This window comes from Bacillus cereus, from assembly GCF_002577405.1.
GTDB classification, from domain to species: Bacteria; Bacillota; Bacilli; order Bacillales; family Bacillaceae_G; genus Bacillus_A; species Bacillus_A cereus_AU.
On sequence record NZ_NULR01000003.1, the window covers coordinates 404,127 to 419,881 of the forward strand.

A 15,755-nucleotide genomic window follows, 5' to 3' on the forward strand; every position below is an offset into this window, starting at 1 on the left:
AAGTTCACTCCTTTTTATTATAGGAGTAATTATGCCCTATTACCGCTACTAAATGTATCGGCGACTAAATTGCTAAATTCACGTAAATAATATAAATAATTATCACCGCCGTAGTTATATCTTTTATTGTACATTTTCGCAACAACTACATTATATTCAGGTATTACTAAAATGGTCGGTCCAGTAATTCCTAATATTTGATATGCTCCTTTTGGAACACGTTCACCAAGTTCACTTAATTGTGCAGGTTCATTTTGAACGAACCAAAACAAACCGTTTTGTGGTAGCTCATTATTTTTATACGTCGTACTCTGCAAACTCGTAGCAATTTCTATAACTTCTTTTGGAACAATCTGTTTACCATTTATCATACCTTGATTTAAATGAAGGTTGCCCCAATAAGCAAATTCTCTAGCTGAAACAAACAGATTTTTTTCAGTACCGTCATCTACTGTACCAACCTCACTGATCGCGTCTTCATTTGGATTATCAATTACTTTAACTAAATTTTCATTTTGCTGTATTCTCCATCCTGTTTCTTGGAAATTAGCAGGGGTAAATACACGCTCTTTTAACAATTCAGGAAAACTTATGTTATAAAGCTGATACATAAGACGCGTCATCATTCTTACATTAATATCTCTATACGCCCAAGCTTGTCCAGGTTCAAATTCACGAAAAATCGTCCCATCATCAGTTTCTTCCAAACCGTGCGAATGAGTTACTAAATGTCTTATCGTTGTTTTACCAAGTAATACAGCGTCGAAGTCTTTAAAATATTTTATCGCCTCATCATCAATTGAATCTATTTTCCCCTCATAAAGCGCATATGCTACCATTAATCCTAAATAACTTTTTCTCGCAGAAGCGACGTTGAACTGTGAATATGCTGTCACCTTTTTACTATTGGATGTATTTGAATGGTATCCACTATAATGCTCTAGTACAATTTTGTTATCCTTTATAATACAAAGCGCCGCAGCTGAACTATGATTTTTTTCTTTTATATTCTCTACCCAAGAAATCAATTTTTCGTATGTATACAAATAAATCCCCCTTAATACTAATAAAAAATTACAGCATGAAAGAAAAGTATAAAATAGTATTTACACCTTTCCTTCATGTGAAATATTATTGATTTTCTATGCTTAAATAATCCACCAGTTCCAGCAATTAAAACAGCCGAAACAGCCAGCGCAACCGAAACAGCCGCCGCAACGACCTGCACAACCACCACATCTGCCGCCACAACCTCCACAGCGTCCACAGCCGCCGCAACGACGTGCATCGTCTTGAATGTGATAATATGGATATTGATTTTGTTGTTGTTGATCCCAATACACAACATGACCAGATTGATAATCATTAAGGTTTAATGATTGTAGTTCTTGTTGAAACTGATTCATTACGAACCCCTCCATTTATCAATATAAATTCCGTCCAAATATTAAAATTAATATAGAAACAAGGCTATAGACTAAATGCGTACATCAACAAAATATGAACTTACACTAGGTGATGTACCTTGTTTTGCAGCCTATTTTCTTTATATCCTTTCAATGGACGAATTTACTATCAATAGAGTGAGTTAAAAATTGCTAATCCAACAATTTAGTAGTTCATCACTTAATTTTCTTTCTAGTAATTCTTTAACTGAAGGCATTGGCATGATTTTATAAGTATTTAAAGATTCTTGATTATAATCTATCCAGTGAAACGCTAAATGAGATTCTTTAGATTTTGGTATGAAATCAATATGTAACTCTTGTGAATCTATCTCAAAAATATGATTGATTTCATGGTGAAGAACTTCTCGATCTTGCCATTGATTTTCTATGACGCCTAAAAATTGTTTTATACTACAGTTTACTCCAATTTCTTCTCGTAGCTCTCTTATTAATGCATTTTCTGCTGATTCGCCAGTTTCAACGTGGCCACCAGGTAAGAAATAATGATGGCCAATATATTCAGCAACTAGTAATTTTTCATCTTTTATTATGACAGCTCGTACAATATGATGGAATTTACTTTTCATTGGGTATTCCTCCTAGAGTCATTCAATCTATAATTTCTAAAAAATTTTCATTTAAAAGCAGGATAATATAAATCATAGGTGTTTCATACGCAGGAATTATATTTATGACTGCAAGAATGCCTTTTATTTCGAGCCTTTACTTTATAAATGTTAAACCAATAAACGATATACTTGCTCGCCATCATAATCTTGTTCTAATGGTTGAAAACCGTTACGTTCATATAGTTTCTTTGCAAAAATATTATCTTTATGTACAGTTAATCTAATTTCTTTGCACTCTTTAAATCTATTTTTTATTAAATTAATAATTTCCTGTAATGCTGCTTTACCATAGCCATTTCCTTGCTGCTTTTGATCAATGATAAATCCGTTTATCCAATACATATTTGATGTTTCTCTTACAAAAGCATGCATAATAAAACCAACTATAAGATCGCCATCATATATAGCAAATGGTCTATACTCTACATTCTCACCATCTGGCTTTATATATACTTTAGCAAGCGAAACTGCTACAGCCGGGACAAATTTTGTTTGACTTTCTTTAACTTGTAACTTTAATGCGTCTTCCCAATTTTCTCTCGTAACAACCTTTAACTGGACATTCAATATTTTAAGCTCCTTTATAAAGAGGATGTATTTTTATATTCGACAGAGTGAAATAATTCCCTTTTTAGACAACACCTTATAAAGTGTTTTTTATAAAATCCTGATTGAATTTTAATAAGTGAGTACTTGATATTTAGAGATGTGTTGAAATTGTAGTTTGTATATAAAGGAAAAGGCTAGAAGTATGAATGAAGCAATTAACAAGCGTAGTAAAGTAAGATGTTCAGGTGTGTAAGATTCAAGCCCCATACGAATTGCTGGAAAAGCAGTTCCCCCTAGTAGAGTCGTAAAAGCGTGAACACATATGATTCGAAAATCCCATTTTTTTATTAAGCATGTTTCGCTTTTAAATAAAGTCACGGAGTTTATTTAAAAGCTCGATGTTTTGCCCCTTTGGATCTGTTTATCTAAAAGGGGTGGATAGTGAAAAGAAGATCTGAACTGAAAGGAGAATTAAGGAACTGTTGAGTAGTAATAAAGTTACTCAGCTAAAGGGCCAGTTCGTGGAATAACACCTTTAAAGAAAATTGGATATCTATGTTTAAGTAAAAATCCCGAAACCAATAAAGGATACGGGATTTTTATTTTTAAATATTGTGTATTACTGTCTAATGGAGCTTAGATTCCAGCCCACACATCTTTTCCATATCGTCCTTCACGTTGCAATTGGTCTAACCAATTTCTTGCCTCTTGTTCACTTACCCCATGATTTCGCTGATAAGCTTGACAAAGAGTATCCTCTACATCTGGAGCCATTCGACTTCCATCACCGCATATATAAAGATGAGCGCTGTTATCTAATAAAGAAATTAACTTGTCTCCATCTTGTTGCATTAAATGCTGTACATATGTTTTTGGATGTCCTTCCAGACGCGAAAAAGCTGTGTGTAAGGATAATATGCCATCCTTTTCATCTTTTTTTAATTCTGTACGATAGAGATAATCCTGTTCAGGATGACGACAACCGAAATACAGGTGAGCTTCTCCTAATTTTATGCCTTGCTGTTTCAGGATGCGACGTGATTGTAAAAACCCTCGGAATGGTGCAATCCCAGTTCCTGGTCCAACCATGATAATTGGCGTTTCAGGATTTTTTGGCAACTGAAAACCGGATTGTGGAGTACGAATAAAACAAGCAATATTGTCTTCGTTGTGACTTTGAGATAAATAGTTAGAAGCGACCCCTTTATATTCACCTTGTCCACTCCGTGCAGGTCCGCTTACAACACCAACTGTAATACTCAGGCGATCCTGGGCAACGAGTGGTGAGCTTGAAATAGAATAGTAACGTGGTTTGAGTGCAGGGAGAAGTTCTAAAAACCGCTCAAACGGCATTTCACATGCTTCGTACTTTTCGAGAAGATCTAACATGGAAATACGTTTCTTTAATATTTGCTCTTGGTAAGTTCCCTCTTCCACTAAAGTTTCCAATTCTCTTTTGTGCGGAGGGCAAACCGTAAAAGATGCCAGTTCCCGTATCTGTGCTCTCGTTGCTGCTTCCTGTACTTCCACACTATAGCTAAGAAGATCACGTAAACTAACAGGCATATCAAGTGGCAGATGAGCTGCGTTTCGTCCACTTGCTGTCAGTACTATTTTATCATTTCCATTCAAATTATACCTACGGAGAACGCGGCTGACATTTTCCTCACTGTTGTGTGGAAGCACTCCGAGATGGTCTCCTTCATGATAAGTAACTCCTTGCGGTAAGGCCACCTCGATATGCCGAGTGCTCCGATCACTGCCAGCTGATTGGAGTTCGCGATTTTCCACAATAGTTGCATTCATTGCTTCGTATGAACGAGCAAGAGGAGATCCTCCAAGGCCACTGACAAACTGAAGGCTTAGGGTACTGCGTTCTTTTTCTACATTTTCATTGAGCACCAATCCAAAAGCTTTCATCGCATCCGACCACATGCTTTGTTTCCATTGATTGAGCTGTTCCTCAAAGTCTCCACTGACATCTCCCTCTCCGCGTGTTGAGAACCTTGTGGCTCCCTGTTGAGCCATCTGCTCGTCAATATATCTTGGGACATTTTGATAGGTACTGGCCCAGTTATGATCTCCACAACCAAACACCGCATAATGAACACCTTGTAGCTCACCATGTTGTAGTTCTTCGAGCCATTGTACGAATTGTCCAGCATTGCTCGGTGGCTTTCCGTTATAAGAAGAAGTAACAATGAGAATGGCTCCTTCTTTCGGTAAGTTACCAATTCGGTCATTTAAAGGCGATACTTCAGTCCGTACGCCATGCAAACTCGCTGTATCTGCAAGTTCCCGTGCTACACCCTCAGCAGTTCCAGTATCAGAACCATAAAGAACAAGAAGCGGACGATTATTGAGTCCTTGGAGAGAAGCTGCATTCTGAACTTGCTTTTCCGTTTTGTGGTCCTCCGGCGTCTCTGCTACAGGTGTTAGGACAGATGGACGGATGGCAGCTTGATTTCGGGATCGAACCTGTATCTTAAAATCACCTGGCTTTAACGTTAATGTTTGTTTAATGTCCAGCTCATAATTCGCATAATCGATGAATTCAAAATGTTGGAGAAGCATTCCCAGTACGAGAGTGGCCTCATGAAGGGCAAACTGCATACCGATACATGCTCGCTGTCCATTTCCAAATGGCTTATAAGCATGATGAGGAACTTTATCCGGATCTTCAAACCGTTCAGGATGGAATTCTTCTGCATTGTCCCCCCATGCATCTTTATCTCGATGCAGCTGTGGAATAAGAACCATAATCCGCTCTTCTCTTTTCTTTACCGGATATTTTCCGCCAATCACCGTGTCTTCTTTTGCATAAAGGCTGAATGCTGGTGCGGTAGGCCATAGACGCAGCGATTCATTTAAAATCATCCGGATATACTTAAGCTGCAGAACTTGTTGATATGTCGGAGTGGGCCCTGTTAATACCCGATCTACTTCTTCGTAAGCTTTTCTCAATTTATCCGGATTTTTTAATAAGTAATAGATCGCAAAGGATAACAATCCACTTGTTGTCTCGTGCCCGGCTATTAAAAAGGTGATGATTTGGAAGCGAATATTTTCATCATCCAGTGTTTCGCCCGTTTCCGGATCCTTCACATTTAACATACGGGAAAGCAAATCATTTCCTTCCTGGTTTCCATTGGCCTTACGTTCGGCAATAATATTATCTACTAAAGAAAACATGGCTTGGATATCATGCTGAAATTGACGTTTAGTTCTCACCATGAGTTTGTCCTGTATATCTAATCGTTGTGTTTGATGCATCGCTTCATCTAGAGCACGGACCATGCTGGTGATAAAAGGATGAGGAGTCTCACGATAATAACTGTTGAATCGGTAATTAAAACCGCATAAACCAATCGTGTCCAATGTAAGACGGGTCATATCCTCCGGGACATCCACCTCTTCATTCGGATTAAGCCGTGCCCATTTTTGAACGAGCTGTACGGCAATATCGACCATCATGGCATGGTAATCCTTCATTGCCCGCTGACTGAATGTAGGCGTCAGAATATTATGGGCTTTTCTCCAGTTAGGCTCGTCTGTTCCACTTGTAAATAACCCGTCTCCAGCAAAGGGACGAACCTTTGCTAAAGGACCTTCTACACTTTTATCGAACCGTGACTGGTCACAGACTTCTTCTACCAGTTCATGCCCAGAAACGATAATGGCAGTACCTCCTGGAGTTTGAAGCTGAAAAATGGGACCGTACTCTTCCGCCAGCTTGATAAACGATAGGAGCGGTTTATCTTTATCAAGTAGAGGTACATTACCTAATGGACCAAACGTTTTAGGTTGGGGAATGTCATTAAGCTTTTTCATTAAAAACATCCTTTCAAAAGAGCATGTTATTTTAGTAATTATTCTTGCTTGAAAAATTTCACTTACCTGCACTACTTTAAAAAGTTTACTTTTAAGCTGTGTTTGATAACTTGTTTCCATCTCTCTCTGTCTTTTGTTACAGTTGTAAAGTTCCCGAAAACATGAGGGGTGGCCTGTTGATATGCAACGGATGATAACAACATGACAACGAGTTCCTCCGGATGCTGGTCTGCAAGAACATCCAATTCGATCCCTTTTACAATAAAAGGATAAGTTTGGTCGTGAAAAGGCTTGAGATTAAAAGTTAATCATATAAGATCGTTTAGCTTCATTTCTATACTTTACCAATATGCTTATGATTATGATGCTAGGTAAAGGATTGATCAATCCAGGATGATTTTTGGCAATTAGTTTTCCAACTTGCTAACAAAGGGGCCATGTTCCCTCATGAATTGAAAGGTTCATTCTTTTATGCAATCATTTCCAACCTATGACATATGTTATTGATAGATTGTCAGATATAAAAATGCAAACAGATTATGGATCAAGTTCTTTATCTCAAAGAGTTGCTGCGGAATGGTTATGTAAAGGATATTATAAATAACCTGTAGCGAACGTAAGAATTCACTTGAAAGAACGAAGACGAATGATGGTACAAACTTTAAATAAGTATTGTGCAGACATTGCAACGTGGGATATTCCTAGTGGCGGATTTTTTATATGGCTAAAGATTGTACCTAACATTCCGATGGAAAAACTATTTTCAAAGGCACTATCAAGAGGGGTTCTTTTAAATCCGGGATGTATTTATGAAGAAGAATCAAATCAGTACATACGTTTATCATATGGATATGCTTCCTCGGAACAAATTACTCACGAGGTTAAATTGCTCAGTGCATTAATCTGTGAGTTAATGGCTTGAAAAAGATCCTCTTTTACTTATAAGAGGATCTTTTTACGTATCTTATTTACCACAATCTCATTTCCTGTTCAAAAGCATTATAATTATGTACTTCCATTACAATATCTAAGTCAGAATGAAGAGTATCAATTCTAATAGGGATTGTTCCGCAAAGAACTGGACTATATAAAGTTAAATCCTCCATTATGTTTAGTTTATTCATAACCTCGTAAACCTTTATTATACCAAATCCCCCGTTAGTCCCTTGGTAGCCTTAATAATTGATTAAGCGACCATTGTCATTCCATTGACCGTACATTTTATTTTCTCTGGTATTTTCAATAAACTTATTCAATCTTTTATTAAAAATATTAGGTTCATTTTTATAACTTTGTATCGTATCAATTCTAATCCTTTGGTATAGATCAGGGAAATTAATAAAGTTTTGATATAACTGTTCATCTTCTTTCAGACGAGTTTTAATATCTGCATCTATAGTAAAAGATTCAGGTCGCATATCAGGAAGAACTCTTAGTCCTTCTTCTTTCATCAAACCTAATTGATATAATCTCCTTACTCTTTCCTTATTTAATTCTGTCCAATTACTGTTTTTCTTTCTTGGGGAAAGCCTTTGAGCAAGTTCAGTATCTGATATTTTCTTTTTTATGCCATCAATCCAACCAAAACATAGTGCCTCTTCAACTGCATCTAAATACTGAATTACTTCTGATTGTTCAGTTATACTTACTATCACCCAACAAAATTTTTCTGTTTTTGAATTTTCCTCAAACCAATCTCTTAATGCTAACCTTGTCGTAACTCTAAGTAAATTCTCTATTTCCATTTTTAAAACTATCCTTTCTAAAATAAATATATGTCCTAAATATAACATACTCTATTCTGTAGACAGTTTGCCTTGTTATACCATTTTCTTTTGCAATAGGGGTATGTGTAGCAGTAGAACAAAAACTTAGGTTAAGTATTAGCGGACATTCTCAGTGAAATATGTTCTTGATCTTTTTACAAAATCGTATGTTTCTGTTTCAAACGAATGAAAAATCATCTAAAATTAAGCTATTTTCATATAAAAAATGATAGTTTTATCATTTCTAATGTTTGTTGCATTATCCTGTTCCATTGCTACACATACCCATTAAGCTAAACAAAAATGGGTTACACAATAACTTCCGAGAACGATAATTATGTAAATGGGCTGTCCAAATGGATGGCTTATTTTATTTTCTTGCTTAGCGTGGTTTTTTCCAAAATGCTGGCGGGACCCTAAGTTGAACTATTAAAATAAAAAAAGAACCTTACAAAAATGTAATGTTAATGTCACAAAATAAGATAGTACATTGTTAGTAACTCTTTTAATATTGAATAGAATATTATTTAAAGGTAGAAAACAATGAAAAAATATAATAAGAATTTATTAGGATTTTATAAAAATTGTTTAACAAGGTATATTTTTTAGAATGTAACATGTTAAAGCATTAAAGGAGATTATGTAATGAATATTAAAGATTTAGATTATGAATGGTTCAACTTTATTAATAATAGAGTACAACAATATCCACTGATAGATAATGTAATGATTTTATTTGCAGAATATGTACAATATGCTTTCGTGTTACTACTCATACTATTATGGATAAAGAATAAACCTAATTTTCGTGTAATAGCTTTTCAATCGATGGTTGCGTTTACTTTAGCGTATTCCATCAATAGAATCATCGAGATATTTATTTATAGGGAGCGTCCTTTTGTCTCACATAGCATCACACAACTCGTAGATCATGCTGCTAATTCTTCTTTTCCAAGTGATCATGCGACATCAGCTATTGTAATTGCAGCTACACTATTGTTATCTGCATATCGTTTTAAATATACTTGGTTGTTCTTAGCGCTTGGTGTAGCTTTTTCAAGAATATGGGTAGGCGTACATTATCCATTTGATGTAATTGCAGGATGTGTACATGGATTATTAATAGCATTATTTACGCAGTATGTTGTATTTAACATACGTCCTGTTACTTCATTAATTAAAAAACCTATTTTTCAAGGAAAAAACTAGCTTTACAAATATTAAAAAGATATAACGTTGTCGGAATGAAAAAAGTGGTATATAATAAATATTAACATTACTAGTAATTATTTTAGGTATTCCTAGAATAAAGGAGCGATACATATGAAAATTACTATTTATTTCGGAAGTCATGAAGATCAAGATGTTCGTACTATGGACTGTCATTTAGATGTAGAAGATACAGAAGAGATTGTTTCTGTATCATAATATAAATAGTTGGGATGAACCCTCTTCCCTACGGCATTTAAGGCACCTTTTACAGGTGTCTTTTTTGTTGTTTTTTCATCAAAAACCCTTTACTTTAGAGTGTTTTAATAGTAAAATATAAATATACGAACAAACGTTCTTTTTACTTTAATTGTACATGAAGGGATGATTTTAACAATGGTTCAAGCAAAGCGCAGAGGAAGAAAAAAGCAAACACCTATTATTTCAAATACAGGCTTTATCGGCTCTGTCTTTATTGATACATTGGAATTACAAAAGAAATCCTATTATTTCGCTCGTAAAAAACTCCAAATCGTTCATCACGTTTTAGACGGTCTCTCTGGGGCAACGAGTTCTCTATTTAAAGAACATAACATTTCAGCATACATGTCATGTGTGTATTTACATAAACAAAAGAAAATTGGCTTCGTTCTTTCAACGAAACCATTTGAACAAAGTGATGGCGTTGCTTACTTTGTAAATTATTTAATCGAAAAGAATTTTTACGGCGGTCATGACGAAGATGTAGAATATCACGAAGTATTTAATACAGGTTTTATCGGTGTAGTATTTGCTGATTTATCTAGTATAGATCGCTTTAATTTCGAGCTTGAAATGAGTATGTTAACGAAATTAATGAAAGATATGATTATTCCGGTTAAAGAACTCTTTTTACGCCACAATGTACCGGCCTACATCTCCACTTCTCATTTAGAAGAACAAAACAAACTAGGTTTCGTTCTATCTGTAAAGCCATATGATGAACGTGCTGAAGCAGATTTATATTTTGAAGCGTATTTAAAAGAACGAGGATTATTTATTGGTGATGAAGAAGATGATGTTGATAAGATTGTTATTAGAAAAACAGCTGAATTACGATAAAAAAGCGCAGGATGATATTCCTGCGCTTTTTCAATATTATTTAATTACGTTCAATACTATACCCTTTTGAATGAATTTCTAAATTCAGCTTATTTGAGTGAGCCTTATTCAAAATAAGAAATACAATACCTCCTGCAATTGGAAGCATGTAGGCTGGAATATAATTTAATAATAGACCTGAAATTGCGAGTGCTATCGGCTGCATCATTTTACCTATACTTAATCCAATACTGAGCACTCTTCCCCTATATTCATCTGGAATCTCTTTTTGCATGAAATAAATTAAAGGGATATCGATTAATGCTATCATTAGCCCTAAAAAGAACATAATAACGCAATATATAGTAACGAATACAAAATTATTTACTTCAATACTTTTGAATAAAACAGGGATACCTGAAACTATCATAAAAATTGCCAACATAAAACTTATTTTTCTCAAAAAATAAGAATAAGAAAAACGATCAGTTATCTTTTTTACTAACATTGCACCAACTATCATTCCTATTGGAAAAGTCCCTTGAATGATACCAAATTGCTTCGAGCTAAGATTGAGCACTGTGTTTATAATGTATGGTAATGGGACTGTTACAGCAAACCCTAAGAAAAAATTAAGGGAAATCAAAATACTAAACGTATTCTTTAAGCTTTCTCTCTCCATGAAGTAATAGAATCCCTCTTTTATATCTTTAATAAAATTAATTTCTCTTATTGAACATTCCTCATTTATTTTGCGCTCGAACAATTTAAAGTGAATAAACATTATGAATATGCCTGAAAGAATAAATGAAATACCGTTTATTATTATGAACGTTTTTATATCTAAGACAGCAAAAACGATACCACCTAACATAGGACCGAGAATTAAAGATACAGAGTCAATAATTTTACTTATAGAATTAATATTCATTAACCTCTCTTCAGAAACAATATTCGGTTTCGCGGATTCTAATCCTATCCCAAAAAATGTTGTAAATACCGTTATAAAAAAGGTAGTAGCGTAAATGGTGATTAAGTTTAATCCATAATTACTGCTAAATATATAAACAGTAATTAATAGACCTCCACTTAGTAAATCCATACAAACGACCAATTTCTTTTTATCAACTTTATCTGCAATTACACCAGCAAATGGATTCATAACAATCATTGGAATAGTTCCTAAAATAAGCGTAATTGCGAAATTTAATGCTGATCCGGTTATTTGTAAAACGTATAATCCTAATGCAAAACTATAAATAGAGCTACCAAATATTGATACTGTTTTCCCAAATGAATAGAGACACATATTTCTTAGTTCTTGATTACTTTTTACATTTGGTGAATAAATTTGTAAGCGTCCCATAACTTCCCCCCTGTTTAACTTTGTATTACATACAGTGTAAGTTCTCGTGTAAACCCAATATCAATATGCTTTTACAAAAAATTTAAATAAAAAATTAAAAAAGATGGGGTTAACCCCATCTTTTTCCGAAAAATGAATATGTATAAATTTCTTCTCCTTCGACAAAGAAATTTTCGTATTTCCCGCCCCGTTCCAAATATTTAGAAGTCCTTTCATCAATGGAATGAAACTTTAGCTTTTGGATTTCTTCCTTAACTTTTGAAGATGTAAAATTCTCTCGAAGTCGAGGTGCAATTTGGCTATTTATGCTAAATTTATTAAATAAAATAAATGAACTTAATATATAACAATCAGGTTTAAAAAGAGGATTTAATTTATGTAATAAAAACTCCTCATGTTCAAAACTATAATTACTTGTACCTGACTGATCAATTACAATATCGGCAGAATAATTCTGAATAGGTATGTTTAAAAAGTCGGCACAGATAAATAAAATGTTTCTTTTAGGATTTGTTCTCTCAATTACATCCTTTAAAAGTAAAAGTTTATTCAAATCTCGATCAACAGCGATGTATAAGCAATTTTCTGGTAGTTCTTCATAAATATTTCTTAAAAAGAACCCAAAACCTGATCCTAAATCAAGTAATATCTTGTTATTTAAATCTAGCTGTATTAGTTTCCTTTTCGCCCATTCTCCGCCTCTTTGTATATTTTCCAAAAAAATAGTATCTGTTTCATGGATATAATCTGGGATAGAATCTTCAAGCGATGTCATTTCATACGCTTTAAATAATTTGCCAACTGTTAAAATCCCTGAATTAATCGCATATTCTTCATTACAATTACAAATTAACTTACCCTCAACAATTTGATTCTTATTAATAATGCCATCTTCAAGAATTAAATTCCCGTTACACTTAAAACATTTAAATAAATTAAGTACTTTTAAATCTATCCCTAAAATTGAATTCGACATTTCAGTTGCTAATGATAAATTATTTAACGCTTCCTTTAATTTATCTTTTCGTTCCTCTAAAGTTTTTATTTCTTGTTCAATCTTTTCATATTTTACTTTAAATAAAGATTGATAAAAAATATCTTTTTCGTAATCTATAGATTTCCCTAAATTTTTATAAAGGAACAGTTCTTTAATTTCATTCAGGCTAAACCCTAACCATTTGTACTCTAATATTAGTTCTATATCCTTTTGACAATACTCGTCAAAAAAATAATGACTGTCCTTTTTTTCAGGAATAATGAGCCCGAGGTCTATATAATGTCTTATCGTATCTATACTTATATTATTTACATCTGCAAACTTACTGATTTTCATACTATCACTACCATTTATATATTTGTTTATATATACTTCTTTTTTATTTTTAAAAATCCTTTTATCTCTTTATACAAAATTATTTATAGCATGAATTAGAATTGCTAATTTCAGAAATTGGAAATTTGGCGGTTCACGAAATTCTTAGCTTAATTGCCATGGGGCGGGATCGCATTTTCGTTTTAATTAAATAAAAATAAAAACCCGCGAATGATTCACGGGTTTTACTTTAATAACTAACTGCTATTGTTCCTTCACCTGCATGTACAGCGAATGAAATTGGTAATGGATATAGTTTGAAATCCATTTCAGGGAATGCTTGTCTAATATCTGCAATCCATTCTTCTGCTCCATCTTTATCATTGGCATGAAACATATGAAGTACTTTTGGTAATTCTTTTTCAAGCTCATTTTTAATATATTCTCTGCACTTTTGGATTTTGCGAACTTTCTTTTCAAGTAAAAGTTCTCCACCTTTTACTTCTAATATTAAGTTGACACTTAATAAACTTCCAAGTAAAAATTGAACTCCCTTTACACGCCCACTTGCGTATAGACCTTTTAAACTCTTTGGAAATACATAAAAAGGTCTTCTTTTTTCATTTACTAATGTTTTATGTATATCTTGTAAAGTCATACCATCATTGTATAACGATTTCGCTTTTCTAATTAGTTCATCCATTGGGTAACTTGTTGATTCACTATCTAACACAGTTAAAGGGAACCCTGCCATTTCTGCAGCAAGTTTCATATTTTGATAAGTTCCACTTACTTTTCCGCTAATAGCAACTGCAAAGCCTTCTTCATATTCTTCTTTGCATTTTGTAAATAACTCTACCATTTCCCCAATGTTAGGTTGTGATGTAGTGACAGTTTTACCTTCGTTTAACGCAGCATAGACACGTTCACGTACACCTTCTTCACAATCTTTGTACGACACTCCATCAATAATAACTTCAATTGGAATAACAAAGTTATCTCCTTCTGTTGTAAAACTCGCAGTTGTACTATCAGTAACCCAAGCAACACGCTTCATGTTGTTCCTCCCTTAATTCAATTCCTCTTTTCTAATTTTTCTATATATTTATGCTATGAAAAGAGAATATCCCTGTAATAGTAACAGGACTTTATTGTTTTGGCTATAGTAGATGAATATTAAATGTGACTATTTTTTGTCTATTTCAATAACAAAAGAAGAAAATCGAAGTATTTGCCCAATTTTCTTCTTACATACATTATTTAAAAGTTTCATTATCTAATATTACAACATAATCATTCGTCAACCGGCCAGCTTCTTTCGTATAACTGACAAGCCTTTGTATGTTATCACAGCAAATCTTTGCTCCCCATACGAGTAATGGTACACCGATAAAGTCGATATGGAACCTTCTAGAAAACAGACCCCCAAAAGTCATAGGTAAAGGCACTGTTGGTGATGTATTAGAAAAAATAATCTTTTCATGATTTTGATAATGTTTTTGCAAAATTTCCCCTAAATGCTTCATCGCAGGTACAACGACTTTTGATGCGCCACATCCAATCGTATATACAGGATTACCGTTTTCATCTATTCCATGAAAAATAATTTTCCCCATATCTTCTGTTTTTAATTTATTGAAGTACTCGACATTTAATATTTCTTCTTTCGTTAACTTTCGATCGGTTGGTAATTTATTTAAATGATATGCTGCAGCTAGTGAAGTTGTATGTGTGCCTCCGAAATCTGTGTAAATGAATATCATATTATCATCCCTTGTTGTAAAAGTTCAATGTTAATTAGTATTACCGTTCACAGTATTGTTAAACACGGGATGAATTTATTTTCAATTTTATTTATCAATACATTTCACAGTATTAGCAACTGTTTTTTCTGACTTTCGAATGTTGAATTTAGTAGCTAGTTTTAAAAAAATGTTATAAATACAATATCCAAAAATAGAACCTAGAACGTTACAGATTACATCATCAATATCAGTAATACGTCCCACTCCACTAAATAAAGACTCAGTTAATTGTAGCAATTCAATACTAACTGATATAGCAAATCCTAATAAAATAGTATTTTTGACCTTTTTATATTTATCCCATAAAATTGGCGCTAAAAATCCTAAAGGCATTAATAATAAAATATTCCCGCCTACATTTCTTACGATTAATCTAGTCATAAATAGGACATCACCATCATAAGCACTCCCTATTTGACCAATATCTTTAATAATTGATGCAAAGGGGATAATATTGATAGACCAATCAATATATTCAAAATTAGATGAAAAACCGATAGGTAGGGGAAACAAAGTAACTGAAACAACCATGCAAATGTATATTGTGAATAGAAAACGAATTAATTCTTTCCACCAGTTCATCTGTTTTTTGTTTTTCATGCTAATTAAAATAATCCGAACAACCAAGTAACAACTAACTCCTAAAATAATAAACAAACTACCACTAATCATATACAAATTGTTAACACATCCCCTCATATCAATATCACAATTCAAAGTTTGTATATCTAAATATAATAGTAATCATTTCAACTTAAAA

13 protein-coding genes and 3 pseudogenes are annotated in these 15,755 nt (G+C 33.5%); 3 read left to right on the forward strand and 13 right to left on the reverse strand.

Annotated features, from left to right (window positions below; translation table 11 throughout):
• Window positions 1-29: 29 nt before the first annotated feature.
• The 6 genes and pseudogenes from COC96_RS07095 to COC96_RS07120 all read right to left on the reverse strand — a co-directional run bounded on the left by COC96_RS07095 (window position 30) and on the right by COC96_RS07120 (window position 6,457).
• Window positions 30-1,046 (reverse strand): serine hydrolase domain-containing protein, encoded by a 1,017-nt coding sequence (locus tag COC96_RS07095; RefSeq protein ID WP_098768576.1) that lies wholly within the window; start codon window positions 1,044-1,046, stop codon window positions 30-32.
• Between the two features lie 102 nt (window positions 1,047-1,148).
• Window positions 1,149-1,406: a heterocycloanthracin/sonorensin family bacteriocin gene (locus COC96_RS07100; RefSeq protein ID WP_141536126.1), complete on the reverse strand. Its 258-nt coding sequence runs from the start codon at window positions 1,404-1,406 to the stop codon at window positions 1,149-1,151.
• A gap of 182 nt (window positions 1,407-1,588) precedes the next feature.
• On the reverse strand, window positions 1,589-2,035 hold the full coding sequence (locus tag COC96_RS07105) for an NUDIX domain-containing protein (RefSeq protein ID WP_098266572.1): 447 nt from the start codon (window positions 2,033-2,035) through the stop codon (window positions 1,589-1,591).
• 150 nt (window positions 2,036-2,185) lie between these two features.
• Complete coding sequence (locus tag COC96_RS07110; protein ID WP_098266573.1) at window positions 2,186-2,644, reverse strand: GNAT family N-acetyltransferase; 459 nt, start codon at window positions 2,642-2,644, stop codon at window positions 2,186-2,188.
• Window positions 2,645-2,794: 150 nt separating this feature from the next.
• Window positions 2,795-2,974 (reverse strand): annotated as a pseudogene (locus COC96_RS07115) (EamA family transporter); the annotation flags it as partial.
• A gap of 288 nt (window positions 2,975-3,262) precedes the next feature.
• Window positions 3,263-6,457: a bifunctional cytochrome P450/NADPH--P450 reductase gene (locus tag COC96_RS07120; protein ID WP_180234951.1), complete on the reverse strand. Its 3,195-nt coding sequence runs from the start codon at window positions 6,455-6,457 to the stop codon at window positions 3,263-3,265.
• A gap of 499 nt (window positions 6,458-6,956) precedes the next feature.
• Between COC96_RS07120 and COC96_RS07125 the strand changes: the two are divergent.
• A pseudogene (locus tag COC96_RS07125) lies at window positions 6,957-7,379 on the forward strand (PLP-dependent aminotransferase family protein); the annotation flags it as partial.
• Between the two features lie 55 nt (window positions 7,380-7,434).
• On the opposite strand, the pseudogene COC96_RS07130 reads toward COC96_RS07125, so the two are convergent.
• Window positions 7,435-7,602, reverse strand: a pseudogene (locus tag COC96_RS07130) (DUF4269 domain-containing protein); the annotation flags it as partial.
• 30 nt (window positions 7,603-7,632) lie between these two features.
• Window positions 7,633-8,202 carry a YdeI/OmpD-associated family protein gene (locus COC96_RS07135; protein ID WP_098768577.1) on the reverse strand — a complete coding sequence of 190 codons (570 nt, stop codon included), beginning with the start codon at window positions 8,200-8,202 and terminating at the stop codon, window positions 7,633-7,635.
• 666 nt (window positions 8,203-8,868) lie between these two features.
• Here COC96_RS07135 and COC96_RS07140 point away from each other — a divergent pair.
• Window positions 8,869-9,432, forward strand: a complete 564-nt coding sequence (locus COC96_RS07140; RefSeq protein ID WP_097906403.1) for an undecaprenyl-diphosphatase — start codon at window positions 8,869-8,871, stop codon at window positions 9,430-9,432.
• A gap of 384 nt (window positions 9,433-9,816) precedes the next feature.
• Complete coding sequence (locus COC96_RS07150) at window positions 9,817-10,533, forward strand: hypothetical protein (protein ID WP_142339965.1); 717 nt, start codon at window positions 9,817-9,819, stop codon at window positions 10,531-10,533.
• A 40-nt stretch (window positions 10,534-10,573) separates the two neighbouring features.
• Here the strand turns inward: COC96_RS07150 and COC96_RS07155 are convergent, their stop codons facing one another.
• The 5 genes from COC96_RS07155 to COC96_RS07175 form a co-directional block, all read right to left on the reverse strand.
• The gene (locus COC96_RS07155; RefSeq protein WP_098768579.1) at window positions 10,574-11,878 is read right to left on the reverse strand and encodes an MFS transporter; all 1,305 of its coding nucleotides are present in this window, start codon (window positions 11,876-11,878) and stop codon (window positions 10,574-10,576) included.
• Between the two features lie 109 nt (window positions 11,879-11,987).
• Entirely contained in the window at window positions 11,988-13,211 is a 1,224-nt protein-coding gene (locus tag COC96_RS07160) for a MerR family transcriptional regulator (protein ID WP_098768580.1), read from the reverse strand.
• A gap of 229 nt (window positions 13,212-13,440) precedes the next feature.
• Entirely contained in the window at window positions 13,441-14,247 is an 807-nt protein-coding gene (locus tag COC96_RS07165; RefSeq protein WP_098266928.1) for a DegV family protein, read from the reverse strand.
• A gap of 199 nt (window positions 14,248-14,446) precedes the next feature.
• Entirely contained in the window at window positions 14,447-14,953 is a 507-nt protein-coding gene (locus tag COC96_RS07170; RefSeq protein WP_098266927.1) for a DUF3189 family protein, read from the reverse strand.
• An 87-nt stretch (window positions 14,954-15,040) separates the two neighbouring features.
• Window positions 15,041-15,673, reverse strand: coding sequence for a VanZ family protein (locus COC96_RS07175; RefSeq protein ID WP_142339966.1), 633 nt, complete (start codon window positions 15,671-15,673; stop codon window positions 15,041-15,043).
• Between the last annotated feature and the right edge of the window lie 82 nt (window positions 15,674-15,755).